The following is a 25,494-nucleotide window of genomic DNA, read 5'->3' as shown; positions in this document are numbered from 1 at the left end:
ATCAACCTCCCATGGCCTGGCGGTAGGCACCGGCCGTGGCCTGTGCACAACGCTCCCAGGAAAAAAGCCGTGCCTGCTGCAATCCGGCTTCTCGGCATGCCTGCCAATGTGCTTGATCGTCGATCAGAAGGCTCATCGCATCGCGCAAGCCTTGTGCATCGTCAGCTTGAATATAGTTGCCGGCCGGGCCCGCCACTTCCGGCATCGCCGAAGAACCGGTGACCACCACCGGCGTGCCGCTGGCCATCGCCTCCAGCACCGGCAGACCGAAACCTTCGTACAGCGAAGGAAAAATCAGTGCCCGCGCGCCGGCGAGCAATTGCGCCACGTGTTCATCGGGCAAGTAACCGAGCAGGCACACATGACCGCTGGCCAAGGCTTGACGCAATTCTTCACTGAACTGATCGCGCTGCCAGCCAGCCATGCCGACGATCAGCAGCGGAAAACGCTCGCGCACGGCTTCTGGCAACAAGGCGTGGGCGCGCAGGGCCAGCGTCAGGTTTTTGCGCGGCTCCAACGTGCCGACACAGAGGAAATATTCGCGCGCCGTAACCGCGTGCGTTTTGAGCACCGCGTCGATCGCCAATGGCTCACGCGGATGAAAGCGTGCCGCGACGCCCAACGGGGCGACCACAAAGCGCTCGGCCGGCAAGCCGAAATAATCCTGAGCTTCATCGGCGATGGCTTGCGAGTCGGTGAGAATCAGCTGCGCCTGCGCAACGCCGATCGCCAGTCGCCGCTCGATTTCCTTGAGCCGCGCGGCGGGCTGCGTGTCGGGGAAGTGCAGGTGCGTGAGGTCGTGCAAAGTAATCACCGTCGGGCCGTCGAAGGCCAGCGGCCACAGGCTCGGCTCGTGATACAGATCGATGCCTTGCGCGCGACCCTGATCGAAACGCTTCTGCTCCAGCCAGCGCCGCGCCTGATAGGCACCGGGGATTTGCCGCAGCAGCGGCGTCAAACGCGAGTAACCGGGCATGGCCGCTTCCGGCAGCGCCGAACTCCAGCCCCAGCCGTGGAACAGCGTGACTTCGACATCAGGTTCGCTGCGCAAGGCGTTGACCAGTTCAGCGACGTAATGGCCGATGCCGGTGCGCGGCGCCTGCAGAATTCTGGCGTTAAGCGCTATGCGCATGCTGCTTCTCTTCGGTAGGCAGCGATGTGTTCAGGTTGCGCTCGATCCGCTGAACCAATTGCGCGCTCGCTTCGCGCCAACTGAGCCAACGCCATTGTTCAAGGCTCAGGGCGGCCGGAAACTTGCCGGAGTGCTCCATACCGGTCACCAGATCGGTCAGGCTTTGCGGGTCTGCCAGATCGAAATAGGCCATGTAATCGCCGCCGATTTCGCGGAACACCGGAATATCGCTGGCCATTGCCGGTAATCCACGTTGCATGGCTTCCACCAGTGGCAAGCCGAAACCTTCGACGTAAGACGGGAACACCAGCGCGGTGGCGTGGGAGTAGGCATGTTCCAGACTTCTGTCGGACAGTGAGTTGTACATGAACAAGCGGCGGTTCAGTTCAGGGTGCTTGCGAATGCGCTCGACCAAGGCATCACACTTCCAGCCAATTTTCCCGACAATGCACAAGCGTGCCGTGGATCCCGTGGCCCAGGCGCGTTCGAAGGCATCCAGCAGATAAGCGTGATTTTTGCGCGGCTCGATGGTGCTGACCATGAGGAACACCGGCTCGGCCGTTTTGAACATCTGCAGCAAGGCTCGATCCACCTCGGCACCGGCATCGCTCAGATCCAGTTCCGAGCCCAGGTGGAAGTAATCAAACCAGCGTTGTTCGACTTGTTGCGCGCCAATCCGGCGCAGCATCTCCTCGCGCACTTGGTCGCGGATAGTCGTCGAAATCGCCACGTAGCCATCGGCCGTGCGGGCGATCCAGTCGAACCAGTCGTTGAAAACCTTGACCAGGCCGGCATCGCAGAACTGCGGATGGGTCAGGGGGATCAAGTCGTAAATCACCGAGATGATACCGACGCCGTCACGCTTGAGTTGCTCGGCCAAAGGGAAAAAATTGGCGTGCCATGACGAGTCGAGCAACACCAATTGATCGCCCGCCCGGTGGGCTAACGGGACGCAACGTTCGGGAATGGTTTTACCTTTCAGGACTCGTTCGAGCACGCGCATAGGCAAACTGAAACAGGCAAATGCGCTGAGCCGGCAGCCGACGTAGAGCACTCGGCGGGCGAAATGCGACTGGCTGAACGGACGGCGGCGCTCCAGTGCACGGTGGCGCAGCCAGAAGGCGTTGGCCCATTGCTCCAGCTTCACGCGCAGGCTCACCAGGTCGAGCTTGGGTGATTTCAGCGGGGCCAGACTTTTCACTTCATAGAGACCGCCATCAATCATCACCACCGGGATGCACTCGACAGTTTCATCGGCCGCCGGCAGTTGCTGGATGACGTTGCGCACCACGCGTTGAATGCCGGAGTTGGCGGTCGGGTGTTCGAAAACGTAAGTGCACTCCACCAACAGTCGCGTCATCGCAAGATCTCCATATCAGGCGTTTGTACAAGGGGTTCACTGGAGCGGGTGATGTCGGTTTGCGCTTGCAGCCACGAGCAGCCGACAAAGTCTTCCTGGCGATTGTTGATGACGTGGAAGACCAGGCCGTAATCGCGCCATTCGAAGTTGCGATCCAGGTGCGAGTCGAGACGTGACAGGCTCAACGCGACCGAATAACTGCCCTTGCCCAGACGCATGTCGAAGGCGAAGCGGAAGGTCACGCGCTCGCCGGCGCTCAGGTCGGTGACGGCTTTGTCGAGGCGATGGGTGTTGATCCCGTAGATGGCCTGACCCAGCCGATCCTTGATCATGAAACCGAGAATCAGCCGTTCGATGTCTTTACGAACTTCGGTCTGCACCTCCAGCACCACAGGCTGACCGACTTCTGCGACTTCGAGGCTGCGCCCGCGTGCATCGAGCAGGCGCACGCTGATAATCCCCGCTTCGCCGGTGCCGGAAATGGTTTGCACCTGACCGTTGGCAAGCATTTCCTGGCGTACCGTCTGCCCCTCGCGCTGAGCGAGCATGGCGTTGTAATAGTCCATGACTTCTTCGGGTTTACCGCGCATGGCCAGACGCCCGTTTTCGAGAAGAATGGCGCTGTCGCAGATCGACTGAATGGCCGAGCGGTCATGGGAGACGATCAGCAGAGTGGTACCGGCCGCGCGGAAGCTGCGTATGCGTTCGAAGCTTTTGTGCTGGAAGTAGGCATCACCGACCGACAAGGCTTCGTCGACGATCAGAATGTCCGGGCGTCGCGCGGTGGCGACACTGAACGCCAGACGCATCTGCATCCCGCTGGAATAGGTGCGCACGGGTTGATCGATGGCTTCGCCGATTTCGGCAAAGCTTTCGATTTGCGGCATCAGTTGTTCAATCTCTTCGACTTGCATGCCCAGTAACTGACCTGACATGAAGGCGTTCTGTCGGCCGGTGAAGTCCGGGTGAAAACCCATGCCCAGTTCCAGCAGCGCGGCAACCCGGCCTTCCAGTTGAATGTGGCCACAGGTCGGCTGGGTAGTGCCGGTGATCATTTTCAGCAGGGTGCTTTTACCCGCGCCGTTGACGCCGACGATGCCGACGGCCTCCCCGGGTTTGATCTCGAAGTCGACGTCTTGCAGGATCCAGTGCTGATGGTGGCGGGTTCCGGAAAACGGCACCAGCCATTCAAACAGGCGGCTCCAGCGATTCGGGTACTGTTTGTAGGCCTTGCCCAGGCCGGTAACGCGTATATGTCCCATCAGAGCTCGTCCACCATTTCACCGACGCGATGACGAAACAGCCGCAACGCCATGGCACAGAGCAACAGACCGATGATCAGCAGCGGAATCAGCGAGGACCAGTCCGGCCATTGGTTATAGAGAAACACATTCTGGTAACTGGTCATCAGGGGGGTCATCGGGTTCAGTCCGATAACGTGTTGAATGCCCGGCGGCAGAATCGACAGTGGGTAAACGATCGGTGTCAGCCAGAACCAGAATTGCAGGCAAATTCCGAACATCTGACCGACGTCGCGAAAGAACACGTTGAGAATGCCAAGCAACATCCCCAGCCCGGCGGCGAAGATCACTTGCAGGATCAGCAGCGGGATCAACGCCAGCAAAGCCATGCCAGGCAAGCGTCCGCTGATCAGCAGGAAGCCGAAGAACAATCCCAGAATGATCGCGAAGTTGATGCCGGCATTGAGGAGCGCAATCACCGGCAGACAGATACGCGGGAAGCTGATTTTTTTCAGCAGGTTCGCGTTTTCGAGGAACATGCCCTGGCTGCGCGAGGTAATTTCGGCGAACAGTCCCCAGGTCAACAGGCCTGCACACAGGTAGACGCTGTAGGCCAGGCCGTCATCAACACCCGGCAGGCGCGCGCGCATGATCTGGGAAAAAATCACCGTGTAGACCACGATCATCGACAGCGGGTTGAGCACAGTCCACAGCGCACCGAACAGCGAGTTGCGATAGCGCGATTGAAACTCCCGCTTGACGCTACCGAGGATGAATCCCCGATAGCTGTACAACGAGCGGTACAGGGAAAGCAGCATTTAAACCGTCCTGCCGTATTGGTCTTCGAAGCGGACGATGTCGTCCTCTCCCAGGTATTCGCCGCTTTGCACTTCGATGATCACCAGATCGATCACCCCGGGGTTTTCCAGGCGATGTTTATGGCCGGCGGCAATAAAGGTCGATTCATTTTTCGCCACCAGCGTGGTGCCGGTGCCGTTGTTGGTGACCTTGGCCATGCCTTCGACGACCACCCAGTGTTCGTTGCGGTGATGGTGCATTTGCAGGGACAGCTTGCCACCGGGTTTGACCACGATGCGCTTGATCTTGAAACGCGGCCCTTCTTCGAGAACCGTGTAAGTCCCCCACGGGCGGCTGACGGTACGATGCAGCCGATAGGCTTCGTGGGATTTGTCCTTGAGTTGCTTGGCCACCCGACGCACGTCCTGCGCCCGGTCGGCGTGGGCCACCAGCACCGCGTCGGCGGTGTCGACGATGATCAGGTTATCCACACCCACCGTCGCCACCAGCCGGTCTTCGCTCTGCACGAAGTTATTGTGGCTATCAATGAAGATCGCGTCGCCGCTGGCGCGGTTGTTGTCGGCATCGGCGGGCACCAGAGCCGCGACGGCGCCCCACGAACCGATGTCGCTCCAGTCAAAACCGGCCGGCACCACCACGACTTTTTCCGAGCGTTCCATCAGCGCGTAGTCGATGGAGATGTCGGTGATTTCCGCGAACAGCGCCGGTGACAGCTCTTGTTGCAGGCAACCGACGGTTTCGATCGGTGCGCTGGCGGCCATGCAGGCGCGGGTCTGTTCCAGCAGTTCAGGCGCGTGCAATTGCAGTTCGGCAATCACCGCCGCCGTGGTGAAGCAGAACATCCCCGAGTTCCACAGGAAGTTGCCGCTTTCCAGGTAATGCGTGGCGGTTTGCAGATCGGGTTTCTCGACGAAACGCTGCACTTTCGCCGCGCCTTTGGCGTCCAGCGGCGCGCCGGTTTCGATGTAGCCGAAGCCGGTTTCCGCTGCGGTCGGGATCACACCGAAAGTCACCAGATAACCGTCCTTGGCCAGATTCACCGCGTGCTCGACGGCGGTTTTCAGCGCGTCCTGATTGACGATCAAATGGTCGGCCGGCATCACCACCATGATCGCGTCATCACCGTGCAGCGCTTGCAGCGACAACGCTGCGGCAGCAATCGCCGGCGCGGTGTTGCGCCCGGTTGGCTCCAGCAGGAAGTGCCCGCGATGGCGCGAGACGTGGGCGGCGCAATAGTGATCCTTGCTCTGGAAGTAGTACTCGCGATTGGTCACCGTGACGATGTCGCCCCAGCCGTCGAGCAAAGCTGCCGCGCGCTGGTAGGTCTTGCCGAGCAGCGACTGGCCGTCGGGCAAATTCATGAACGGTTTCGGATGGCCCTCGCGGGACACCGGCCACAAACGAGTGCCGGCACCGCCGGACAAAATCACGGGGATCAGCATGGCCTACTCCTTGGCGACGCGTTTCATGTCCGCATCCATCATCATGCGGATCAAGGTATCCAGGTCGGTTTTCGGCTTCCAGCCCAGCACGCGCTGAGCCTTGGCCGGATTGCCGAGCAGCACTTCAACTTCGGCCGGGCGGAAAAACGCCGGGTCGATCTTCACGTAATCGCGGTAGTTGAGGCCGACGTGATCGAAGGCGATGCGGCACATCTCGCGCACCGTGGTGGTGACGCCAGTGGCAACCACGAAATCGTCAGGCTTGTCCTGTTGCAGCATCAGCCACATGGCTTCGACGTAATCGCCGGCAAAACCCCAGTCGCGTTTCGCATCGATGTTGCCCAGCGCCAGCTCCTGCTGTTTGCCTTGCTTGATGCGAGCAGCGGCGTCGGTGACCTTGCGGGTGACGAACTCAATGCCACGCAGGGGCGATTCATGGTTGAAGAGGATGCCGCTACTGGCGTGCAGGTTGAAGCTTTCGCGATAGTTGACGGTGATCCAGTGGCCGTAGAGCTTGGCCACGCCGTACGGGCTGCGCGGATAGAACGGGGTGTTCTCATCCTGCTGCTCGGCCTGGATCAGGCCGAACATTTCGCTGGTCGAGGCCTGATAGAAGCGCGTGTGCGGGCTGAACTGACGAATCGCTTCAAGCAAGTGCGTGACGCCCAGGCCATCGACGATGCCGGTGGTCACCGGTTGATCCCAGGAGGCGGCGACAAAACTTTGCGCGGCGAGGTTATAGACTTCGTCCGGCGCCGATTTGATGACCGCGCGCTGTACCGAGCAGGCATCGGCCATGTCGCCGTCGAGATAAACGATGTCGGCTTCGACACCCATCTCGCGCAGGCGCCAGCGCGAATCGCTGCTGCGTCGTGCGACCAGGCCATGAACCTTGTAGCCCTTGTCGAGCAACAGTTTCGCCAGATAAGCGCCGTCCTGGCCGGTGATCCCTGTGATCAGTGCACTTTTAGTCATTCTTGTTTTACTCGCTTCTCCCAGTCGGACAGGATCGCCCGCAGGGATTGTTGTGTGGTGATGTCAGGCGTCCATCCTGTGGTTTTGGTCAGCCGTTCATGGCTGCCGCAAACGCGACGCTGATCGGCGCGTCGCATACGTGCCGGATCCTGAACCAGTTGCATGGTTACTTCGGCCAGATCGGCCAGTTGTTCAATCAGACTGCGGATGCTCTGCTCCCGCCCCGAGCAGATGTTGTAAACCTGTCCTGCCTGGCCCTTTTCCAGCAACGCGAAATACGCCGAGACCACGTCGCCAACATCGAGAAAATCGCGGCTGACGTCAATATCGCCGACTTCCAGTTGTGGTGCTTGCAGACCTTGCTTGATGCGAATGATCTGTCGCGCCGCGCTGGCGATGACAAAACTTTCTTTCTGCCCGCTGCCGATGTGGTTGAACGGCCGCGCGACCAGTACCGGCCAGCCCTCACTCAAACCCCATTGCAGGCTGAGAAACTCGGCCGAGATTTTGCTCACCGCGTACGGGTTACGCGGGCAGGGCGCTTGTTGTTCGGTGATCGGCAGATCGTTCTCGCTGACCTGACCGTAAACGTCGCCAGAGCTGACGTACAGGAAGGAGCCCTGAAAACCACGGGCCTTGAGGGCCTGCAACAGATTGAGGGTGCCGAGCAGATTGATGTCGAAGGTGCGGGCCGGGTCGCGGAAGGCTTCAGGGACGAATGTCTGGCCAGCCAGATGAATGACCGCGTCTGGCATGTGCGGCCACAGGTCGCTGAGGCTGTGCGGATCCGTCAGGTCGAAACGTGAAGCCGCAGGCAGCAGTTCCCACGCAGCGTCGGGCGAGGCCAAACGTGACTGAATATGTTGTCCAACGAATCCACTGAGACCCGTGACGAACAGACGCTTTTTCAAACAGCGACCCCTTGGTCTTGGTTTTCGCAGCACTTCCTACAGGCTTTAGAGAAGGGTCTGTCAGATCGGTTGGAAAATCCGCTAAGACGACAGGCGAAAACGTTGTTGTAGTTATTTGCTGTCAATCTGTGCCAATTGCCGAGCAATTTCAACCGGCCAAACCGTGACCGGTCAGTTCTCGTCAGCGTAGCCAAATTTATTCTCGCCGGGCGGTTCACGAATCCTTGATGGATGTGTTTAGAATGCCCCTCGCCGCCATTCTTCAAAGTTTGTCGCAAGGGTCGCGAGCCAGAGTGAAACCAACCACTAAAACAAGAACGAAGACGTCTCCCATGACGAAGGACGAAGGCCGGTAAAACCGATTCGATCCGACGCTTGGCCGTCATAGCATGAGACTGCCGGGATGGTGGTTTCATCGTGGAATGCCATGAATTTCATTCTTTACTCGGACGTCAACGACCGCTCCATCAGCCAGAGTCTTGGGCGTCCCGAATACAGCTATTACTTCGTGCTCAAGGCCTATCGCCCTGTGCTGGAAAGCCTTGGGCGGGTGCATGTCGTAGCCTCGGCGGCTGAAGTCGATCCGCTGTATCGACACCTGCAAGAGGCCGGTGAAGAGTGTCTGTTTCTTTCGTTCTCGCCACCGCATAAAACCCCGACTGACCTGCAATGCCCGACGGTGTGCGTGATCGCGTGGGAGTATGACTCGATCCCTTCCGAGTGCCACCCCGATGATCCCCGCCAGGACTGGAGCCAGACGCTGGCGCGGCATGGCCGGGTGATCACGCTGTCCAGCCACACGGCCGAAGCGATCCGCCGCACCTTGGGTGAAGACTTTCCTGTACTGGTTCTGCCCACGCCATTGTGGGAAGGTTTTGCCGCTGTGCGTGAGCAATTTCCGCCCGCAGCGGTGAACGCCGGAGCGACGTTGCAGATCAAGGGTTGCATCATCGACAGCCGCGCTCTGGGGTTGTCTGCCGACGGTCTGATCGCCCCCATTCACAACGAGCAGGAACTGGAAACCCGTGGCCTGGCCGAGCCGGTCGAGGAGACGCCGGCAGAACCTCTGCCACCTCCCGAGCTGACCCCGCGCCGTCGGGCATTCATCACCAGGCATTATCTGCGTGAAGGCGTTCGAGCTTTCACCCGTCCTTCCGAGCATCGGCCGCTGTTTCTGCTCAAGCACAACCTGCTGATGTGGTATCGCGAAGCCGTCAGCGATTTATTGCCCGATGCGCTGCGCCAAAAGCTTTCCGGTCTGCGTACGCCGGCCCCCGAGCCCTTGCCTCTGGCGACGACGGTCGCGCAAGCCATGGAGCAAGTCGAACATCCTCAAGCGGTGTTGCCCGATACCAGCGAGTACGCACAGATCGACGTCAGTGGCGTGGTCTACGTGAGCGTGTTCAACCCTGATGACGGGCGCAAGAACTGGCATCACTTGATCACGGCATTCTGCTGGGCCATGCGCGATGTCGAAGACGCGACGCTGGTGCTGAAAATCACCCAGAACGACCTGTCGAGTTACTACGTTCATCTGATCACGTTGCTGTCGCAACTGTCGCCTTTTGCCTGCCGCGTGGTGGTCATGCATGGCTATCTCGAAGACGAGGAATTCGCCCGGTTGTATGGCGCGGCGAGTTTCTATGTCAACGCGTCACGCTGCGAAGGGTTGTGCCTGCCGTTGATGGAATTCATGTCGTGCGCCCGTCCGGTGATCGCGCCAAACCACACGGCCATGCGCGATTACATCGATGAAGAAGTCGGCTTCATCGTCAAGTCCAGCCGCGAGCCGACCATCTGGCCGGAGGACGTGCGGATTCTGTATCGCACGCTGCGCCATCGCCCGGACTGGGGCTCGCTGAAAACCGCTTACGAGGACAGCTACGCGATGGCTAAAAATCATCCGCAGGCTTACCAGACCATGGCCGCCGCCGCTGATCAGCGTATGCACGATTACTGCGGATTCGCGCCTGTGCAGCAACGCCTGGCAGCGTTTCTCGGGCTGACACCTGTCCGTGACGTCGCTTCGCAGCCAATCGAAGCGGGGGCTGCCTCATGCTGATCATCATTCATTCGGAAACCAACAAGAGCAATATCCAGCAAAACCTCGGCCGGCCCGAGTACAGCTATTACTTCGTGCTCAAGGAATTCCGCCCGGTGCTGGAACGCATCGGGCAGGTCATCGAGGTAAGTAATCCCGACGAATTGGTCGATCGCCTGTATTTCGATTGCCTGAGCCGTGGCGAAGCATGTGTTTACCTGTCGTTCTCGCCGCCGCATCGCACGCCGATTCATTATGCGTGCCCGACCATTCCGGTATTTGCCTGGGAATTCAGCACCATTCCGACCGAGAGCTGGCAGGGTGAACCGCGCCATGACTGGCGTGTGGTGCTGGAGGCCTGCGGCAGGGCGATCACCCATTCGACGTTCACGGTCAATACCGTGCGCGATGTGATGGGGGCCGATTATCCGGTGTGTGCAATCCCGGCGCCGGTGTGGGATCGCTTCGCTGCGCGTGGTCAGTCATTGAGCAAAAGCTCAGTGGTGGAAAACGTGCAGTTGAATTTGCGAGGTCTGTTGATCGACAGCCGCACCGTCGACTTGCGGCCGTATGGCCCAAGCGAGCTGCAAGAGGGGACGCCGATGTCGTTCAGCGGTCCACCGCAGGATTGCACGGTGCAACTTGAGGGCGTGGTCTACACCTCGGTGTTCAATCCCTATGACGGGCGCAAGAATTGGCATGACATGATCAGTGCATTCTGCAGCACTTTTCGTGACGTGCCCGATGCAACGCTGGTGCTGAAACTCACCCACCATGACATCGCCAATGCGCTGTACGACATGGTGCATCATCTCTACAAGAATCAGACGTACCAATGCCGGATCGTGTTGATCCACGGCTATCTGGCTGATGTTGATTATGAAGCGCTGGTGCAGGCCACCAGTTACGTGGTCAACAGCTCCTACGGCGAAGGGCAGTGCCTGCCGTTGATGGAATTCATGTCGTGCGGCAAACCGGCGATTGCACCGCTGAACACGGCAATGGCCGATTACATCGACGGCGATTGTGCGTTCATCGTCGATTTCACTGAAGAGCTCACGGCCTGGCCGCACGATCCCCGCGCGGCGTATCGGACGATGCGCTACATGACCGACTGGGATTCGCTGTGTACGGCCTATCGCGCCAGCTATGACGTGGCGAAAACCGATGGTCAGCGCTACGCCAGAATGTCGGCCCACGCCGTCAGCAATCTGCAGCGCTTTTGCAGTCAGGCCAACACCGAACAGCGTTTGCGGGCATTTTTTGAACAACGTCTGCAATCGGCTCAGACGCCTCCTGCACAAGTCTCGCGCGCATGATTCGGCGACTGCTCGCACGATGGTTGCCCGCGCCCGCGCCGATGCCCGAGCCTGCGCCGCTCCCCAGCGTTTCGCCTGCTGATGTCGGTTTGCATGACGCCGTGCTCGACGGCTGGTTTTTAGGCGACTCGGGCGAATTGCTCAAAGGTTTTGCAATCACGGCGGATGACACGCTGCTCGACGTTGGTTGCGGCGAAGGCGTGGCAACATTGTTCGCTGTCCGTCAGGGCGCCTCGGTGATTTTCACTGACAGTGAACACCACAAGGTGCGCGATCTTGCCCGGCAGGTCGACGCGCAAAGCCATCAACTGAACCTGGGCCTGGTCAGCAACAGCCTGCCGCTGCCATTAGCCGATGGCTGCGCCAGCAAAGTGGTGTGCATGGAAGTGCTGGAGCACATCGACCACCCGGAACCATTCATGGCCGAACTGGTGCGCATGGGGCGCCCCGGTGCGCAATACCTGCTCAGCGTACCGGCACCGGTGGGCGAGCATTTGCAGAAGGGCATCGCCCCGGCCAGCTATTACCAATCGCCCAATCATGTGCAGATTTTTACCCCGGAGCGTTTCGCCGCATTGGTAGAGGACGCGGGTCTGGTAATCGAGCATCGCCAGGCCAATGGATTTTTCTGGGTGATGGGGATGATATTTTTCTGGGCGAGCGAGCGCGCGGCCGGCAGAGATCCCGGCGGCGCGGTGCGTGATCGCATTCAGGCGCCGTATCCACCGTTGATGGAAAGCTGGGCCCGCACCTGGCAAGACCTGCTGGCCCAGCCCGATGGCCATGCGATCAAACAGACCCTCGATCAATTGATGCCGAAAAGTCAGGTCATCATCGCCCGCAAACCTCTGGACGCAGGGCGCACGTCATGACCGGCAAACGGATCATGGGCATCGAAAAATTGCGCGCCATCGCTGTGCCGGGCGTTTTGTTCCATCACTTGCCAGGCAACCGGTTCGCCGATGCCAGCCGATCCTCTGGAGCGTTCTCATGCTGCAACTTTTGAAAAAATTATTGCCGACAGCACCGGCTCCAGTTGCCGAGCCGCCTGCCGCTGTGATCCCCGAGAAAAAAGATTCTTACATGGTCGGCCTGCACGACGCGGTGCTCAGCGGCTGGTACACAGAGGCGACCGGCGAGCTGTTCAAAGGCTTTGTGGTGAGCCCTGACGACGTATTGCTCGACGTCGGCTGCGGTGATGGCGGCAATGTGCATTTCTGCGGCATGCGCGGGGCGAAAATCATCATCGCCGACATCGACGCGGCCAAGGTCGAAGCGACGCGTCAGCGCCTGAGTGACACGCCGGCGCGCGATATCGAATGCCATGTCACGGACTGCAATCCTTTACCGATAGCCGACGCCACGGCAACGCGGGTGGTTTCCACCGAAGTGATCGAGCATGTCGATGACCCGGCGCAATTTCTTTCTGAACTGGTACGGGTCGGCAAGCCGGGTGCCATGTACCTGCTGAGCGTGCCGCATTCAAGTTCCGAAAACCTGCAAATAGGCATCGCCGCCGATGAGTATTTCCAGAAGCCCAACCACATTCGGATCATCAGCGAAGAGCAGTTCAAGACGATGGTCAGCGATGCCGGGCTGGAGATCATCAGCCACAGCCAGCACGGGTTTTACTGGTCGGTGTGGATGCTGTTGTTCTGGGAAGCCAAGGTTGATTTGAACAACCCGGATCATCCGTTGCTCAATCACTGGGCGGATACCTGGCAGGCGTTGCTCAGCTCGCCACGTGGCGCGCAGATCAAACAGGCGCTGGACTCGGTGATTGCCAAAAGCCAGATCATCATTGCCCGTAAACCCGGAGTACCTCTGTAGGAGCTGCGGCACGCTGCGATCTTTTGATCTTGATTTTAAAAAACAGGATCAAAAGATCGCAGCCTCGTTTCACTCGACAGCTCCTACAGGGTTTTTGTGTAACCTTGCAGCCTTGTGGTGTTCGGGGGTTGGAAGGTATGCGGTTTATTGTCGGTCTGTTCTTGGGCATCTTGCTTGTGGGTTGCAAGCAGCAAGACGCGCCACCCCTCGACCAACAACTCTACATCTGGCAACGCCAATGGACGCCGGCCCATGAGTCAGCGTTGCGCGACAGCCACAATGATTTCTCGACGCTGCGCGTCCTCGCCCTGCAAGCCTTCCCCAACGCCGGATGGAGCCGCGCGCGAATCGATGCGCCGTTGTTGAAAGCCGATGGCCGTGCGTTGATCGCGGTGATTCGTCTCGACGGCCAGCTCAAGTCGCTGGATCAAGATCAAGTCACCGCGCAGATTCTCCAGGTGCTCGCCGATTGGCAGGCGCAAGGCTTGACGCTGAGCGGCGTCGAGATCGATCACGACGCCGGTAATGCGCGGTTACCGGCCTACGCTGAATTCCTCAAACAGCTGCGCTCGGCATTGCCGACAGACATTGCGCTGAGCATCACCGCACTGCCAGCCTGGCTCGACAGCGCGCAATTGCCGACACTCCTGCAAACCGTCGACAGCAGCGTGCTGCAAGTCCACGCGGTCAGCGATCCGCGTCGAGGGCTGTTCGATTCCGATCAGGCGTTGAAGTGGGCCAAGGCCTGGGCGCGAATCACCGATAAACCTTTTTATCTCGCGCTGCCGGCCTACGGAGTCGCGCTGTTGCCGGACGACGGTGGGGCGCCGGTGGTGGAAAGCGAAGTGCAACTCGAGCGCGGTGGCGAGCGTCAGGAACTGCTCGCCGATCCGCTGCCATTGAGCCAACTCGGCAAGACCCTGCGCGAAGACCCGCCGGCGCATCTGGCCGGGTTGATCTGGTTTCGCTTGCCGCTGGCCAACGATCGCCGCGCCTGGAGTCTGACCACGTTGCGCGCGGTGGCCCGTGGCGATCAACTCGTCAGCCAGCTCGGCGTGACGTTCAGCGAAAACGATGGTCTCTACGACATCAAACTCGACAACCCCGGCAACCTCGACAGTGCCTGGCCCGCGCAAATCACCTTGAAGGCGCAACGCTGTGAAGGTGCCGATGCGCTCGCCGGTTATGCATTGCAACAAGGCCCGGATCTGCTTACCTTCACCCGCCTGCACGACGGCCGATTGCCGGCGGGCGGACAACGCGCCATCGGTTGGGCGCGTTGCGCACATATTGATCAAGGAGGTTCGCATGTTGACCCGTAACTGGCCCCGCCATCTGCTCTGCCTGAGCCTCTGCTTGCCATTGGGCTCGGCGCTGGCCTGCGGCCCGGACTTCCCGATGCGCCTGCTCGACAATCGCGGGCAAACCCTGGCGGATCTGCCGGAGGGCAACTTCAACTTCGAACTCAGCCGCCTCGGCAAAGCCATTGCCGGGCTGAACAACGTCACGGCGGCGACGCACAATCCCAACGACCTGTACGGCGAAGAAAACGCAGCCGCCGACGCGCGCGATAAGGCTGAACAGCTGGGTTTGAGCGCCGATCAGCAAACGCTGGTCAAGCAACTGCGCGGCCTGACCGATGCCCATCAGGTCGAAGTGCAGGGCGCCAGCCTGCCGGCAGAAATCCGCTTGTACGTGGCCGGCGCGGTCGCATTTGCCACGGGCGATCATCAACTCGCCGTCGAGTATTTCAACAAGTTGCTGGCGTTGCCGGCAGATCAGCGTCCGTTGCGCAGCACCTGGGCTGCGTATTCTCTCGGGCGCACGTTGTTCGCCATGAGCAGCGAAGCCGGGGATAAGGTCGTCGCGCTGGAGCGATCGCGTGATGCGTTCCGTCAGGCTCGGCAACTGAGCATCGACGGTTTCAGCGATCCGTTGGAGCTGGGTGTCGCCAGCCTCGGCGAAGAGGCGCGGGTGGTGCGTGCCGCTGGCGACTGGAACGCCGCCATCGAATTGTATGAAGCGCAGAACCTGCACGGTTCCGCCGTGGGTTACACATCGCTCAAGCAATTGATGAATGAGTTGGCGGAATTGCCCGAGGCCGAACTGGCCGAATTGCTTCAGCACACATCGGTGCAGCAACTGGTCACGGCGTCCTTGGTCAGCCGTCAGGGCTGGTCGTTTGGCGACGAACCGCCGAACGAGAAGAAACTGGTGAAGCTGCTGCAAAACAGCACCCGTGGCAGTCTCGAAAATGCAGATCGCCTGGCAGCGATGAGTTATCAACAGGGCGATTACGCCGGTGCCAAAGCTTTCCTCGAAAATGCCGGCGATGGCGGACTCGCGTGGTGGCTGCGCGCGAAACTGGCGGTGCGTGACGGCGACAAAAATGCCGCCGCCGCAGCCTATTCGAAAGCCGCGCAGGCCTTCCCGCAGAAAGAAGATTGGGGTTATCGCCGTACCCCGGACTGGGCGTACGAAAGCCTGCAGCCGAAATGCCGGGTCGAAGGCGAAAGCGCGATTCTCGCCTTGCAGCGCGGCGAATACCTGCAAGCGTTCGTGCAGTTGTATCGCAGCAACAGCACCTATTGGTTCGATGCGGCGACCGTGGCCGAACGTGTGCTGACGGTTGAAGAGCTGAAAAAATACGTCGACGATAACGTCCCGGCACCGCCCGCACTGACCCAGCAGGAGCGCGATAACTACGTGCCGCTGCCGGTCGCCGCCAGCCTGCGCAATCTGCTCGGTCGGCGCTTGCTGCGCGAAGGGCATTACGCCGAAGCGGTCGCGTATTTCGACAATTCCGACCTGCAAAACAAGGCGCGGCTCTACGGTGAGCAACGCTTGAAAGCCGATTCCGCATGGTGGCCGACCAAGCGTGCCAGTGCGCTGTACAACGCCGCGTGGACGGCGCGCGAGTGGGGCATGGACATCCTCGGTTACGAGATGGCCCCGGATTACGCCACGTTCGGCGGCAACTTCAGCCTGGAAACCACCGAGCTGACAGTCGGTCCGCTGGTCAGCGAAGCCGAAGTGCAGCGCCAGAAGGCCAGCGAAGCGAAACCGGATCAGCGCTATCACTACCGTTTCGTCGCCACCGAATTGGCCAGCCGCGCCGCCGACAACCTGCCGCACACCAGCCAGGCATTTGCTGCCGTGCTGTGCAACGCGGCGGGTTGGAACAGCAGCCTCGAAGAGCAGAGCGCGCTGTATCAGCGTTACATCAAGGAAGGCCCGTACGTGTTGTGGGCGGTGGATTTCGGCAATCAGTGCCCGTACCCGGATTTCGAAAACGCCGACAAGCGTTACGTCACCCAGGTCACGGACTCCGTACGCGCGACGCTGCGACCATACAAGTGGCCGGTGCAGGTTGGCGCGATTGTCTTGGTCACGGCCGCCGCGTTGCTGTTGATCAGCCGTCGTCAGCGCAAGGCCCGCAAAGGCTAAGCCTGCTGGACGAAAGTCAGGCGCACGGCGAAACCGATCAACAGGCTGCCGAACAACCATTGCTGCAGCCGTTGCGCCGTTGGACTGTGTTGCAGCCAACGGCCCAGCGCGGCGCCGGTCAGCGCATAGGCGCTGTCGAACAGCAGACCGACGCCGACCAGCAGCGCACCGAGCAGGGCGAACTGGCTCAGCACTGGCGCGCCGTCGGCGACGATGAACTGCGGCAACAGCACCGAGCAGAACAACAGGGCTTTGGGGTTGAGTAGATTGGTCAGCAAACCGCGCCGGATCGCTTCGCGCCATTGGCCGTGGCTATCGGCAGTTTCACCTGTCGTCAGGTTCGGCAGCAGTGTGCTGCGCAGGCATTGAATGCCGATCCACAGCAGATACGCCGCACCGGCGAGCCGCACCACTTCGAACGTCCACGGCGCTGCTTTGAATAGCGCCGCCAGCCCCAACGCCGCCAATGCCACATGACAACCTCGAGCAATCGCCAGGCCTATCGCCGTGGCCAATGCGGCGCCGCGGCCCTGACGCGCACCGGTTTGCAGGAGCAGGATCATGTCTGGGCCGGGCAGCAGAAAAACCACCGCCAATGCCAGGAAAAACAGCCAGAGACTCGCCACGGTTCAGTCCTTTCGTTGTCGATTCGGTAGCGCCAGTCTAGGGCTGAAGGGCGGGGCAGGTGCTTGCGTAGTCGGCTTCAAAAGCTTCTGCAATTGGCATAACCTGCTAGCTTTATGCGCGATAACTATTGGGATCTGCCAAACATGAAACTGGATGCCTTCGACCGCAAAATCCTCGCCGCCCTGCAACGGGACGGGCGCCTGAGCAACGTCGAGCTGGCGGATGAAATCGGCTTGTCGGCATCGCCGTGTTTGCGCCGGGTGCGCATGCTGGAAGAGGCGGGGGTGATTCGCGGCTATCAGGCCAATCTTGATCGCGATGAAGTCGGGTTGGGGCTGACGGTGTTTGTCGGGGTCAAGGTCGAACGCCACAACGACGAACAGGCCGAGGCGTTTTATGCGGCGGTGACGGCGCTGCCGGAGGTGATATCGGCGTTTCTGGTGTCGGGGGAATCGGATTTTCTGCTGCAAGTGGTGGTGCCGGATCTGCGCGCGTATGACCGCTTTCTCAGCGGCTGCCTGTTGAAGTTGCCGGGGGTGAGTGACATCCGCAGTAACTTTGCGATTCACACGGTGAAGACACCGGGGGCTTTGCCTTTGGGGCATCTGCCGGCCTGACAAGCAAAGATCGCAGCCTTCGGCAGCTCCTACAGGGGGCGCATTTCATGTAGGAGCTGCCGAAGGCTGCGATCTTTTGATCTTCTACATCTGCGTCGCCATCCCCTCGACATTCATCGCCGCCTGGCGCAACGCTTCCGAGCGCGTCGGGTGCGGGTGACACGTCAAGGCAATGTCCTCCGCCGACGCACTGAATTCCATCGCCACACAAAACTCGCCAATCATCTCACTCACGCTCGGCCCCACAAGATGCACGCCGAGCACTTCATCCGTGCGTTCATCGGCGAGGACTTTGGCAAAACCCTCGGTCTCATGGTTGATCTTCGCCCGGCTGTTGGCGGTGAACGGAAACTTGCCGACCTTGTAGGCGCGACCCTCAGCCTTGAGTTGCTCTTCAGTCTTGCCGACGCTGGCCAGTTCCGGCTTGGTGTAGATCACGTTGGGGATCAGGTCGTAATTCACCTCGCCAGCCTTGCCGTGGATCTGCTCGACGCAGGCCATCGCTTCATCCTCAGCCTTGTGCGCGAGCATCGGCCCGGACGTCACGTCGCCAATCACCCAGACGCCAGCCGCTTCGGTGCGATGCTGTTTATTGGCGAGCATGCCGCGCTTGTCGGTGCTCAGACCGACGTTTTCCAGGCCCAGGCCTTGGGTGTACGGACGACGACCAATCGCCACCAGCACGTAATCGGCTTCGAGCAGTTCCGCCGTGCCGCCCGCCGCCGGCTCAACGCTGAGCTGCACGCCGTTCTCCGACGACGTAGCGCTGGTGACTTTCGAACTCAACTTGAAGGCGATGCCCTGTTTGCTCAGCGAGCGTTGCAGGGTTTTGCCGGCTTCGGCATCAACACCGGGGCAGATGCGGTCGAGGTATTCGACCACGGTCACCTGCGCGCCGAGTCGCCGCCACACCGAACCCAATTCCAGACCGATCACGCCGGCCCCGATGACCACCAGATGCTTGGGCACTTCGCTCAGCGACAACGCGCCCGTGGAATCGAGGATGCGCTTGTTGTCGATCTCGACACCGGGCAGGGGAGTGGGCTCGGAGCCGGTGGCGATGATGATGTCTTTGGCAGTCAGCTCGACCTTATTGCCCTGATCGTCAGTCACCGTAACCTTGCCCGGCCCATCGATGTGGCCCCAGCCCTTGATCCAGTCGACCTTGTTCTTGCGAAAGAGAAACTCGATGCCTTTGGTCAGGGCGGTCACGCTTTCGTCTTTCTGTTTCATCATTTGCGCGAGGTTCAGCGTCGGTTTGACTTCGATGCCGAGGTTGGCGAATTCCGCACCCATGGCCGCGTCATACAGCTCCGAGGCGTGCAACAGGGCTTTGGACGGCATGCAACCGACGTTCAGGCAGGTGCCGCCGAGGGTCGCCCGACCTTCGACGCAAGCGGCCTTGAGGCCCAACTGGCCGGCGCGGATCGCCGCGTTATAACCACCGGGGCCGCCGCCCAGAATCACTACGTCATAGTTGCTCATGCGCTTGCTCCTGATGAATGGATGCGGATCGCTAAAAGTAGCTGTCGATAAAAATTACGAACGTAATATGTGCGTTTCCAGACATTTCGGTCAAGGCTTCAGGCAAGCGACAGGTTGGGCGCCTTTGAATATGGGTAATTGTGTACGAATATTTCACGCTTTTCGTTATATCGTAACGATATGAACCGTGAGCCTATGATTTTGGGGTGATATGCAAGTTGATCTGGAGGTGGATGGCACGCAGGTGACCGGACTGCCGCGTTTTCAGCAGGCGACCATGCAGGGCAGGCGACTGCGGCGTTGGGCGTTGGGCCTTGGCGGATTGGCCGGGGCGGGCTGGGTGTCGGCGTTTTTCGTCGGGTTGTTTGCGCCGCAGTCATTGTGGCTGCCGCTGCTGGTCAATCAGAGCGCGGCGTTGCTGGTGCTGGTCGCCGGGCTGCAATCGGCGTGGTGGGTGACGCAGTGGCGCGCGCAGGTGATCAATCCTGGTGTGCTGACGCCGACTGCCGACGATCAAGCGATTGCGCCAGAAGGTTGGTACGAACGCCTGCTGGATCGCCTCAGTCAGCGCGGTTTGCATGTGCTTGGCCAGATCGGTGCAGCGACGCTGTGGTTGGGCGGTTGGTCGTTGCTGGTGGCGCTGAGCATCGAACAGGTGTGGAACCTGACGTTACCCGCCGCAACCGTTGGAGTGTCCGCCTCCGTCGGTGCGGCGTTGGCGTTGCTGCTGGCGTTCGGCTTGCTGGTACTGGAGCGGCAACTCGCTCAGGAGAATCCAGCGCAATGGCCAGAAGCAGGAGCGCTGGCGCAACTGACGCGCATGGCGATCATCAGTCTGGTGCTCGGCGCGCTGTGTTTATTGTTCGCTGGCGAGAACGCGGTTTGGCCGGTTCGCGTGGCGGTACTCATCGGCATCTTGCCGGGATTGGTCGCGATCGAGCTGCTATTGCGCGCGGTACTCTCGGTCTTCAGCCCACGCCGCGAACAGCTCGAACCGACGCTACTGGCGCGCAGTTTCGTCGCCGACATGCTGCGCTGGCCGCCGCAGCCGTTGCTCGCGTTGCAGCATGAATTGCACAACCGTTTTGGCATCGATCTACGTCAGATCTGGGCGTTCAGTTACATGCGCCGAGCGTTTCTGCCGGTGTTGGTGCTGATCACTGCGGTGGGTTGGTTGCTCACCGGCATCCACGAAATCCCTCTTCAGGGTCGCGGCATTTATGAGCGTTTCGGCAAACCGGTGCAGGTGTTTGGCCCCGGTTTGCACACAGGTTTGCCGTGGCCGTTGGGTCGCGTGTTGATCGTCGAAAACGGCGTGGTGCATGAACTCGCTACCAGCGTCGGCGAGAACCCGGCACCGCCACAAGCCGATCCTGCTGAAGGCCCGGCGCCGATGACGGCGAACCGCTTGTGGGACGCCAGTCACGTCAACGACAAGTCGCAAGTGATCGCCAGCAGCCGTGGCGATCAGCAGAGCTTTCAAATCGTCAACATGGACGTGCGCTTCGTCTATCGCATCGGCCTGACTGATCAGGCGGCGCTGGCCGCGACGTACAACAGTGCCGATGTACCCACACTGATCCGCAGCACCGCCAGCCGGATTCTGGTGCACGACTTTGCCTCGCGCACGCTCGACGGTTTGCTCGGCGAAGATCGGGTAGGGCTGGGCGAGGAGATCGGTCGCGCGGTGCAAAGTGATCTGCAACAACTCAACAGTGGTGTGGAGATTCTCGCCACGGTGGTTGAAGCCATTCACCCGCCGGCCGGTGCCGCCAATGCTTATCACGCGGTGCAAGCGGCGCAGATCGGCGCCCAGGCGTTGATCTCCCGCGAGCGTGGCGCGGCGGCCGAAGCGAGTAATCAGGCGCAATTGCAGGCCAGCCTCGCTCGCGATCAGGCCAGTGCCAATGCACGCGAAACCAGTGCCACGGCGCAGGCGGCGGATCTGAAATTCAGCGCCGAACAAAAAGCCTACGCCAGTGCCGGCCAGGCCTTTGTGCTGGAGCAATACCTCGCGCAGCTCAGCCAAGGCCTGAGCAAAGCCAAATTGCTGGTACTCGATCATCGCCTCGGTGGCAGCAGCAATGCGCCGACCATCGACCTGCGTACCTTCACGCTGCCGGCTGACCCGACGCCCGCGCGCACCACCGCTCAACCAGGAGTCGCCCATTGAGCCAGTCGCACACACACGAACCGCATGATCACAGCAGCCACGATCACGGCCACGGCGGACATCACCATCATCATGGGCATCATCACCACGGAGCGCCGGAAGAGGCGGGGCCTTTCCCGTGGCGGCGCATGGGCTGGGCGGTGTTGCTGGTGGCGTTCGCTATCGCGGCGGCGAGCCTGGTGCAAGTGCGCTCCGGTGAAGCCACGGTCATTACTCGCTTCGGTAATCCATCGCGGGTATTGCTTGAACCGGGTTTGAGCTGGCGCTGGCCGGCGCCATTCGAAGCGGCGATTCCGGTGGATCTACGTCTGCGCACTACCTCCAGCGGCTTGCAGGATGTCGGTACCCGCGACGGTTTGCGCATCATCGTTCAGGCTTATGTGGCGTGGCAGGTGCAGGCCGACCCGGACAATGTGCAGCGCTTCATGCGCGCAGTGCAAAACCAGCCCGACGAAGCGGCGCGGCAGATTCGCACCTTCGTTGGCTCGGCGCTGGAAACCACCGCAAGCAGTTTCGATCTGGCAAATCTGGTCAACACCGATGCCAGCCAAGTGCACATCGCTGACTTCGAAGCGCAGTTGCGTCAGCAGATTGATCAGCAATTGCTGGCGACCTATGGCGTGCGTGTTGTGCAAGTCGGCATCGAGCGTTTGACCTTGCCGTCGGTAACGCTCACCGCCACGGTCGATCGCATGCGCGCCGAGCGTGAAACAATTGCTACCGAACGCACGGCGATCGGCAAACGCGAAGCGGCGCAAATCCGTTCCGCTGCCGAACGCGATGCGCGAATTGTGCAAGCTGACGCCACCGTGAAAGCCGCAGAAATCGAAGCGCAATCTCGCGTCGAAGCCGCGCAGATTTATGGCCGCGCCTACGCCAGTTCGCCTCAGCTGTATAACTTGCTGCGCTCGCTGGACACCCTCGGCACCATTGTCACGCCGGACACCAAACTGATTCTGCGCACCGACGCCGCGCCATTCCGCGTATTGGTCGATGGCCCGCCGACACTCGACAGCAAATCCGGATTGCAGCCATGAGTGAAGAAGTTCCACGTGGAACACATTCGCTAAACAGTCCGTGGATTCAGGCCGGTCGTTTGGCATTTTTTGCCCTGTATGCGGTAACGGTCTTGGCCGCATTGGCGTGGGCATTCTCTAACGTGCGGCAGATCGACCCGCAGAATCGCGCCGTGGTTTTGCACTTCGGCGCGCTGGATCGCGTACAGAACGCCGGTCTGTTGTTGGCCTGGCCGCAGCCATTCGAACAGGTGATTTTGCTGCCTGCAGCGGATAGGGTGATCGAACGCCGAGTGGAAAATCTGTTGCGCAGCGATGAGGCGTTGAAGGCTGATCGCGTCGCTTCGTTCGCCACACCGCTGAGCGATGCGCTGGCCGGGTCTGGTTATTTATTGACCGGTGATGCCGGCGTGGTGCAACTGGATGTGCGGGTCTTTTACAAAGTCACCGACCCTTACGACTTCGTCTTGCAGGCCGATCATGTGCTGCCAGCACTGGATCGATTGGTCACCCGCAGCGCCGTCGCACTGACGGCCGCGCGCGATCTCGACACTATTCTTGTCGCTCGTCCGGAGTTGATCGGCGCTGACAATCAAGCCGCCGAACGCCGTGAAAGGCTGCGCGGTGATCTGGTGCAAGGCATCAACAAACGCCTCGCCGAGTTGAAGGCGAGCGGGCAGGGCATCGGTATCGAAGTGGCACGGGTCGATGTGCAATCGAGTCTGCCTGACCCTGCCGTAAGTGCGTTCAACGCCGTGCTGACTGCCAGTCAGCAAGCCGATAAAGCCGTGGCCAACGCGCGCACCGACGCCGAGAAACTCACCCAGACCGCCAACGAACAAGCCGACCGCACGCTGCAAGTGGCTCACGCGCAGGCGGGTGAACGCCTGGCCAAAGCCTCGGCCGACACCGCCACGGTGTCGAGTCTGGCCAGCAGCGCCGACCCGCAAATGCTCTTGCGCCTGTTCCGCGAACGCATGCCGAAGATTCTCGGCCAGGCCGGATCAGTGACCACGGTCGATCCGAAAGACGATTCCCGCCTGATCATTCAGGGAGCCAGTAAATGACTGCGACGACCGCCGCACCGAGCCTGTTGTCCTCGGCCGAACAACGCCGCGCTGCTCGGCAATTGACCCTCGCGATGCTTGCGCTGGGCTTGCTCGGTCTCGGTTTGATCTGGCGTTGGCTGGTGCCGGAGCAAACCGGTGTCAGTCAGTTGCTGCTGGGTTTTGCTTCTTTATTAGTCGCCGTGCCGGTGATGCGTTCGGCGTGGTTCAGCCTGCGTTATCCAAGCCTGCACGGCATCACCGATCAACTGATTGCCTTGGCCATGCTCGGCGCGTGGGCGACTGGTGATCTGCTGACGGCGGCGCTGCTGCCGATCATCATGATCTTCGGCCACGTGCTGGAGGAGCGCAGTGTCATCGGTTCGCAGGAAGCGATCCATGCGCTTGGCCAACTGACGCGCAGTCACGCGCGCAAGGTTCAGGCTGGTGGTTCGATCCTCGAAGTGGACAACGGCACGCTGAAATCTGGCGACACTGTTGAGGTGCGCGCCGGTGATCGGGTGCCGGCGGACGGTCGGGTTTTGTCCGGTCAGGCCAGTCTCGATACCGCTTCGATTACCGGCGAGTCGGTGCCGGTCGAGGCGGGCGTCGGCATGACGGTGTTCGGTGGCGCGATCAACCTTGATGGGCTGCTGCGTATCGAAGTCACCCGCACCGGCGATGAATCGACCCTCGGCAAAGTCATCGCCCTGATGCAAAACGCCGAGCGTTCGAAACCACCGATCACTCGTTTGCTCGAGCGTTATGCCGGCAGCTACATGGTGCTGGTGTTGTTGCTGGCGGCGGTGACCTGGTTCGTCACCAATGATGCGCAGGCGATGCTCGCGGTGTTGGTGGCGGCGTGTCCGTGCGCGTTGGTGTTGTCTGCGCCGGCGACGGCGATTGCCGGTGTCGCGGTGGCGGCGCGGCACGGGATTCTGATCCGCAGTTCGGCTTTTCTTGAAGAACTGGCTGACCTGACCTCGCTGGTCGTCGACAAGACCGGCACGCTGACTTACGGCACCTTGCGTTTACAGTCGATCGACAGTTCCCACACAGACACTTCCGCGATTACCGCACTGGCTGCCAGCCTCGGAGCGGCGAGCAGTCATCCGGTGAGTCGAGCGCTGGCGGGGTTGGTCAGTCAGGAACAGTCCGTCGCCCTGAGTGAGATACACGAGCGTCAGGGCCTTGGTGTGGTCGCGATGACGGAGCAGGGCGAAGCGGCGCTGGGGCGACCGGAGTTGTTCGCGCAATTGGGCATCATTACTACGACCGTTCCCGAGCACGACGGCCCGATTGCCGGGTTGTCCTTGAACGGTGAATTTCTTGCGTGGTTGTTGCTGGCTGACAGCGTCAAACCGGAGGCGCGTTTTGCCCTCAGCGAGTTGCGCGAATTGGGCTTGGGTCGGCAACTGTTGCTGACCGGTGATCGGCAGAGTGTCGCTCAGACTTTGGCGCGTGATGTTGGTTTGCAAGAGGTTCAAGCCCAGGCCTTACCCGAGGACAAACTCAATCGTGTGCTCAAGGAAATCGACAACGGTTTCCGGCCGATGGTGGTGGGTGACGGCATCAACGATTCGTTGGCACTCAAGGCCGGTGTGGTCGGCGTGGCGATGGGCGCCGGCGGTGCGGACATCGCGTTGGCCTCGGCTGACATCGTGCTGATCGGCAGCGATCTGCGCCGGCTCGGAACCTGTGTACGCCTCAGTCGCCAGTGTCGACGAACATTGCAAGTCAACGTGGTCATCGGTCTGGGCTGGACGCTGGCCATCGTTGTGTTCGCCGCATTCGGTTGGTTGGGTGCCGCCGGGGCGATGATCGCGGCGCTGTTGCATAACCTCAGTACGCTACTGGTGTTGGGCAATGCCGGGCGGCTGCTGCGCTTTCAGGAACCACTGCTAAAGCTCAAGGACGATCATTGAAATTATTTTTGACCCTCGTGTAACGCCATCCGGGTGGCTCTCTCTAGTGCTATGTCGGCACTGAACAAACCGTTCAGCCGACATCCCT

General features: G+C 60.6%; 21 protein-coding genes. 12 read left to right on the top strand and 9 right to left on the bottom strand.

What is annotated here, in order from left to right; translation table 11 throughout:
- Position 1 precedes the first annotated feature (1 nt).
- The 7 genes from AD669_RS27265 to AD669_RS27235 are packed head-to-tail and all read right to left on the bottom strand — an operon-like array spanning position 2 to position 7,880.
- Positions 2-1,132: a glycosyltransferase family 1 protein gene (locus AD669_RS27265; protein ID WP_053125457.1), complete on the bottom strand. Its 1,131-nt coding sequence runs from the start codon at positions 1,130-1,132 to the stop codon at positions 2-4.
- On the bottom strand, positions 1,116-2,492 hold the full coding sequence (locus AD669_RS27260) for a glycosyltransferase family 1 protein (protein WP_053125267.1): 1,377 nt from the start codon (positions 2,490-2,492) through the stop codon (positions 1,116-1,118). The genes AD669_RS27265 and AD669_RS27260 overlap by 17 nt, the downstream gene beginning before the upstream one ends.
- A complete protein-coding gene (locus tag AD669_RS27255; RefSeq protein ID WP_053125265.1) occupies positions 2,489-3,754 on the bottom strand; it encodes an ABC transporter ATP-binding protein in 1,266 nt (421 codons plus the stop codon). The genes AD669_RS27260 and AD669_RS27255 overlap by 4 nt, the downstream gene beginning before the upstream one ends.
- On the bottom strand, positions 3,754-4,551 hold the full coding sequence (locus AD669_RS27250) for an ABC transporter permease (RefSeq protein ID WP_053125263.1): 798 nt from the start codon (positions 4,549-4,551) through the stop codon (positions 3,754-3,756). The genes AD669_RS27255 and AD669_RS27250 overlap by 1 nt, the downstream gene beginning before the upstream one ends.
- The gene (locus tag AD669_RS27245; protein WP_053125261.1) at positions 4,552-5,994 is read right to left on the bottom strand and encodes a mannose-1-phosphate guanylyltransferase/mannose-6-phosphate isomerase; all 1,443 of its coding nucleotides are present in this window, start codon (positions 5,992-5,994) and stop codon (positions 4,552-4,554) included.
- Between the two features lie 3 nt (positions 5,995-5,997).
- Entirely contained in the window at positions 5,998-6,969 is a 972-nt protein-coding gene (gmd, locus tag AD669_RS27240) for a GDP-mannose 4,6-dehydratase (protein WP_011336673.1), read from the bottom strand.
- Positions 6,966-7,880, bottom strand: coding sequence for a GDP-mannose 4,6-dehydratase (locus AD669_RS27235; protein ID WP_053125259.1), 915 nt, complete (start codon positions 7,878-7,880; stop codon positions 6,966-6,968). Before AD669_RS27235 ends, gmd begins: the two co-directional genes overlap by 4 nt.
- 427 nt (positions 7,881-8,307) lie before the next feature.
- Between AD669_RS27235 and AD669_RS27230 the strand changes: the two genes are divergently transcribed.
- The 7 genes from AD669_RS27230 (at position 8,308) to AD669_RS27205 (ending at position 16,517) form a co-directional block, all read left to right on the top strand.
- Positions 8,308-9,942, top strand: a complete 1,635-nt coding sequence (locus AD669_RS27230; RefSeq protein WP_053125456.1) for a glycosyltransferase — start codon at positions 8,308-8,310, stop codon at positions 9,940-9,942.
- Positions 9,936-11,240, top strand: a complete 1,305-nt coding sequence (locus AD669_RS27225) for a glycosyltransferase (protein ID WP_053125257.1) — start codon at positions 9,936-9,938, stop codon at positions 11,238-11,240. The genes AD669_RS27230 and AD669_RS27225 overlap by 7 nt, the downstream gene beginning before the upstream one ends.
- Entirely contained in the window at positions 11,237-12,112 is an 876-nt protein-coding gene (locus tag AD669_RS27220; RefSeq protein WP_053125255.1) for a bifunctional 2-polyprenyl-6-hydroxyphenol methylase/3-demethylubiquinol 3-O-methyltransferase UbiG, read from the top strand. Before AD669_RS27225 ends, AD669_RS27220 begins: the two co-directional genes overlap by 4 nt.
- Positions 12,109-12,246 carry a hypothetical protein gene (locus AD669_RS28525; RefSeq protein ID WP_156316195.1) on the top strand — a complete coding sequence of 46 codons (138 nt, stop codon included), beginning with the start codon at positions 12,109-12,111 and terminating at the stop codon, positions 12,244-12,246. Before AD669_RS27220 ends, AD669_RS28525 begins: the two co-directional genes overlap by 4 nt.
- A complete protein-coding gene (locus AD669_RS27215) occupies positions 12,231-13,070 on the top strand; it encodes a class I SAM-dependent methyltransferase (RefSeq protein WP_053125253.1) in 840 nt (279 codons plus the stop codon). Before AD669_RS28525 ends, AD669_RS27215 begins: the two co-directional genes overlap by 16 nt.
- Before the next feature lie 137 nt (positions 13,071-13,207).
- Positions 13,208-14,392, top strand: a complete 1,185-nt coding sequence (locus AD669_RS27210; protein ID WP_053125251.1) for a DUF3142 domain-containing protein — start codon at positions 13,208-13,210, stop codon at positions 14,390-14,392.
- Positions 14,379-16,517, top strand: coding sequence for a hypothetical protein (locus AD669_RS27205; RefSeq protein ID WP_053125249.1), 2,139 nt, complete (start codon positions 14,379-14,381; stop codon positions 16,515-16,517). Before AD669_RS27210 ends, AD669_RS27205 begins: the two co-directional genes overlap by 14 nt.
- On the opposite strand, the gene AD669_RS27200 is transcribed toward AD669_RS27205, so the two are convergent.
- A complete protein-coding gene (locus AD669_RS27200; RefSeq protein ID WP_053125247.1) occupies positions 16,514-17,143 on the bottom strand; it encodes a LysE family translocator in 630 nt (209 codons plus the stop codon). The two genes, AD669_RS27205 and AD669_RS27200, sit on opposite strands and share 4 nt — an antisense overlap.
- Positions 17,144-17,287: 144 nt before the next feature.
- Here AD669_RS27200 and AD669_RS27195 point away from each other — a divergent pair, with 144 nt between their 5' ends.
- Entirely contained in the window at positions 17,288-17,761 is a 474-nt protein-coding gene (locus tag AD669_RS27195; RefSeq protein WP_053125245.1) for an Lrp/AsnC family transcriptional regulator, read from the top strand.
- An 84-nt stretch (positions 17,762-17,845) separates the two neighbouring features.
- On the opposite strand, the gene lpdA is transcribed toward AD669_RS27195, so the two are convergent.
- Positions 17,846-19,246, bottom strand: coding sequence for a dihydrolipoyl dehydrogenase (lpdA, locus tag AD669_RS27190; RefSeq protein WP_053125243.1), 1,401 nt, complete (start codon positions 19,244-19,246; stop codon positions 17,846-17,848).
- A gap of 211 nt (positions 19,247-19,457) precedes the next feature.
- Between lpdA and hflK (AD669_RS27185) the strand changes: the two genes are divergently transcribed.
- From hflK (AD669_RS27185) to AD669_RS27170, 4 genes are read left to right on the top strand one after another with little or no spacing between them, the layout of a single operon-like run.
- Entirely contained in the window at positions 19,458-21,419 is a 1,962-nt protein-coding gene (gene hflK, locus AD669_RS27185; RefSeq protein ID WP_053125241.1) for a protease modulator HflK, read from the top strand.
- Positions 21,416-22,456, top strand: coding sequence for a protease modulator HflC (gene hflC / locus AD669_RS27180; protein ID WP_053125239.1), 1,041 nt, complete (start codon positions 21,416-21,418; stop codon positions 22,454-22,456). The genes hflK (AD669_RS27185) and hflC overlap by 4 nt, the downstream gene beginning before the upstream one ends.
- Positions 22,453-23,502 (top strand): protease modulator HflK, encoded by a 1,050-nt coding sequence (gene hflK / locus AD669_RS27175; protein WP_053125237.1) that lies wholly within the window; start codon positions 22,453-22,455, stop codon positions 23,500-23,502. The genes hflC and hflK (AD669_RS27175) overlap by 4 nt, the downstream gene beginning before the upstream one ends.
- Positions 23,499-25,406 (top strand): heavy metal translocating P-type ATPase, encoded by a 1,908-nt coding sequence (locus AD669_RS27170; protein ID WP_053125235.1) that lies wholly within the window; start codon positions 23,499-23,501, stop codon positions 25,404-25,406. The genes hflK (AD669_RS27175) and AD669_RS27170 overlap by 4 nt, the downstream gene beginning before the upstream one ends.
- Positions 25,407-25,494: the final 88 nt, after the last annotated feature.

The sequence above is a fragment of the Pseudomonas sp. P1.31 genome (genome assembly GCF_001269815.1).
GTDB classification, from domain to species: domain Bacteria; phylum Pseudomonadota; class Gammaproteobacteria; order Pseudomonadales; family Pseudomonadaceae; genus Aquipseudomonas; species Aquipseudomonas rustica.
The sequence above is the reverse complement of the archived record's forward strand: the minus strand, read 5'-3'. Positions and strand labels throughout refer to the sequence as shown.

Excerpts from the sequence above, each read along its gene's own strand:
- AD669_RS27265 (WP_053125457.1), bottom strand. The coding sequence starts at position 1,132 with ATGCGCATAGCGCTTAACGCCAGAATTCTGCAGGCGCCGCGCACCGGC.
- AD669_RS27260 (WP_053125267.1), bottom strand. The coding sequence starts at position 2,492 with ATGACGCGACTGTTGGTGGAGTGCACTTACGTTTTCGAACACCCGACC.
- AD669_RS27255 (WP_053125265.1), bottom strand. The coding sequence starts at position 3,754 with ATGGGACATATACGCGTTACCGGCCTGGGCAAGGCCTACAAACAGTAC.
- AD669_RS27250 (WP_053125263.1), bottom strand. The coding sequence starts at position 4,551 with ATGCTGCTTTCCCTGTACCGCTCGTTGTACAGCTATCGGGGATTCATC.
- AD669_RS27245 (WP_053125261.1), bottom strand. The coding sequence starts at position 5,994 with ATGCTGATCCCCGTGATTTTGTCCGGCGGTGCCGGCACTCGTTTGTGG.
- gmd (WP_011336673.1), bottom strand. The coding sequence starts at position 6,969 with ATGACTAAAAGTGCACTGATCACAGGGATCACCGGCCAGGACGGCGCT.
- AD669_RS27230 (WP_053125456.1), top strand. The coding sequence starts at position 8,308 with ATGAATTTCATTCTTTACTCGGACGTCAACGACCGCTCCATCAGCCAG.
- AD669_RS27225 (WP_053125257.1), top strand. The coding sequence starts at position 9,936 with ATGCTGATCATCATTCATTCGGAAACCAACAAGAGCAATATCCAGCAA.
- AD669_RS27220 (WP_053125255.1), top strand. The coding sequence starts at position 11,237 with ATGATTCGGCGACTGCTCGCACGATGGTTGCCCGCGCCCGCGCCGATG.
- AD669_RS28525 (WP_156316195.1), top strand. The coding sequence starts at position 12,109 with ATGACCGGCAAACGGATCATGGGCATCGAAAAATTGCGCGCCATCGCT.
- AD669_RS27215 (WP_053125253.1), top strand. The coding sequence starts at position 12,231 with ATGCTGCAACTTTTGAAAAAATTATTGCCGACAGCACCGGCTCCAGTT.
- AD669_RS27210 (WP_053125251.1), top strand. The coding sequence starts at position 13,208 with ATGCGGTTTATTGTCGGTCTGTTCTTGGGCATCTTGCTTGTGGGTTGC.
- AD669_RS27205 (WP_053125249.1), top strand. The coding sequence starts at position 14,379 with ATGTTGACCCGTAACTGGCCCCGCCATCTGCTCTGCCTGAGCCTCTGC.
- AD669_RS27195 (WP_053125245.1), top strand. The coding sequence starts at position 17,288 with ATGAAACTGGATGCCTTCGACCGCAAAATCCTCGCCGCCCTGCAACGG.
- lpdA (WP_053125243.1), bottom strand. The coding sequence starts at position 19,246 with ATGAGCAACTATGACGTAGTGATTCTGGGCGGCGGCCCCGGTGGTTAT.
- hflK (WP_053125241.1), top strand. The coding sequence starts at position 19,458 with ATGCAAGTTGATCTGGAGGTGGATGGCACGCAGGTGACCGGACTGCCG.
- hflK (WP_053125237.1), top strand. The coding sequence starts at position 22,453 with ATGAGTGAAGAAGTTCCACGTGGAACACATTCGCTAAACAGTCCGTGG.
- AD669_RS27170 (WP_053125235.1), top strand. The coding sequence starts at position 23,499 with ATGACTGCGACGACCGCCGCACCGAGCCTGTTGTCCTCGGCCGAACAA.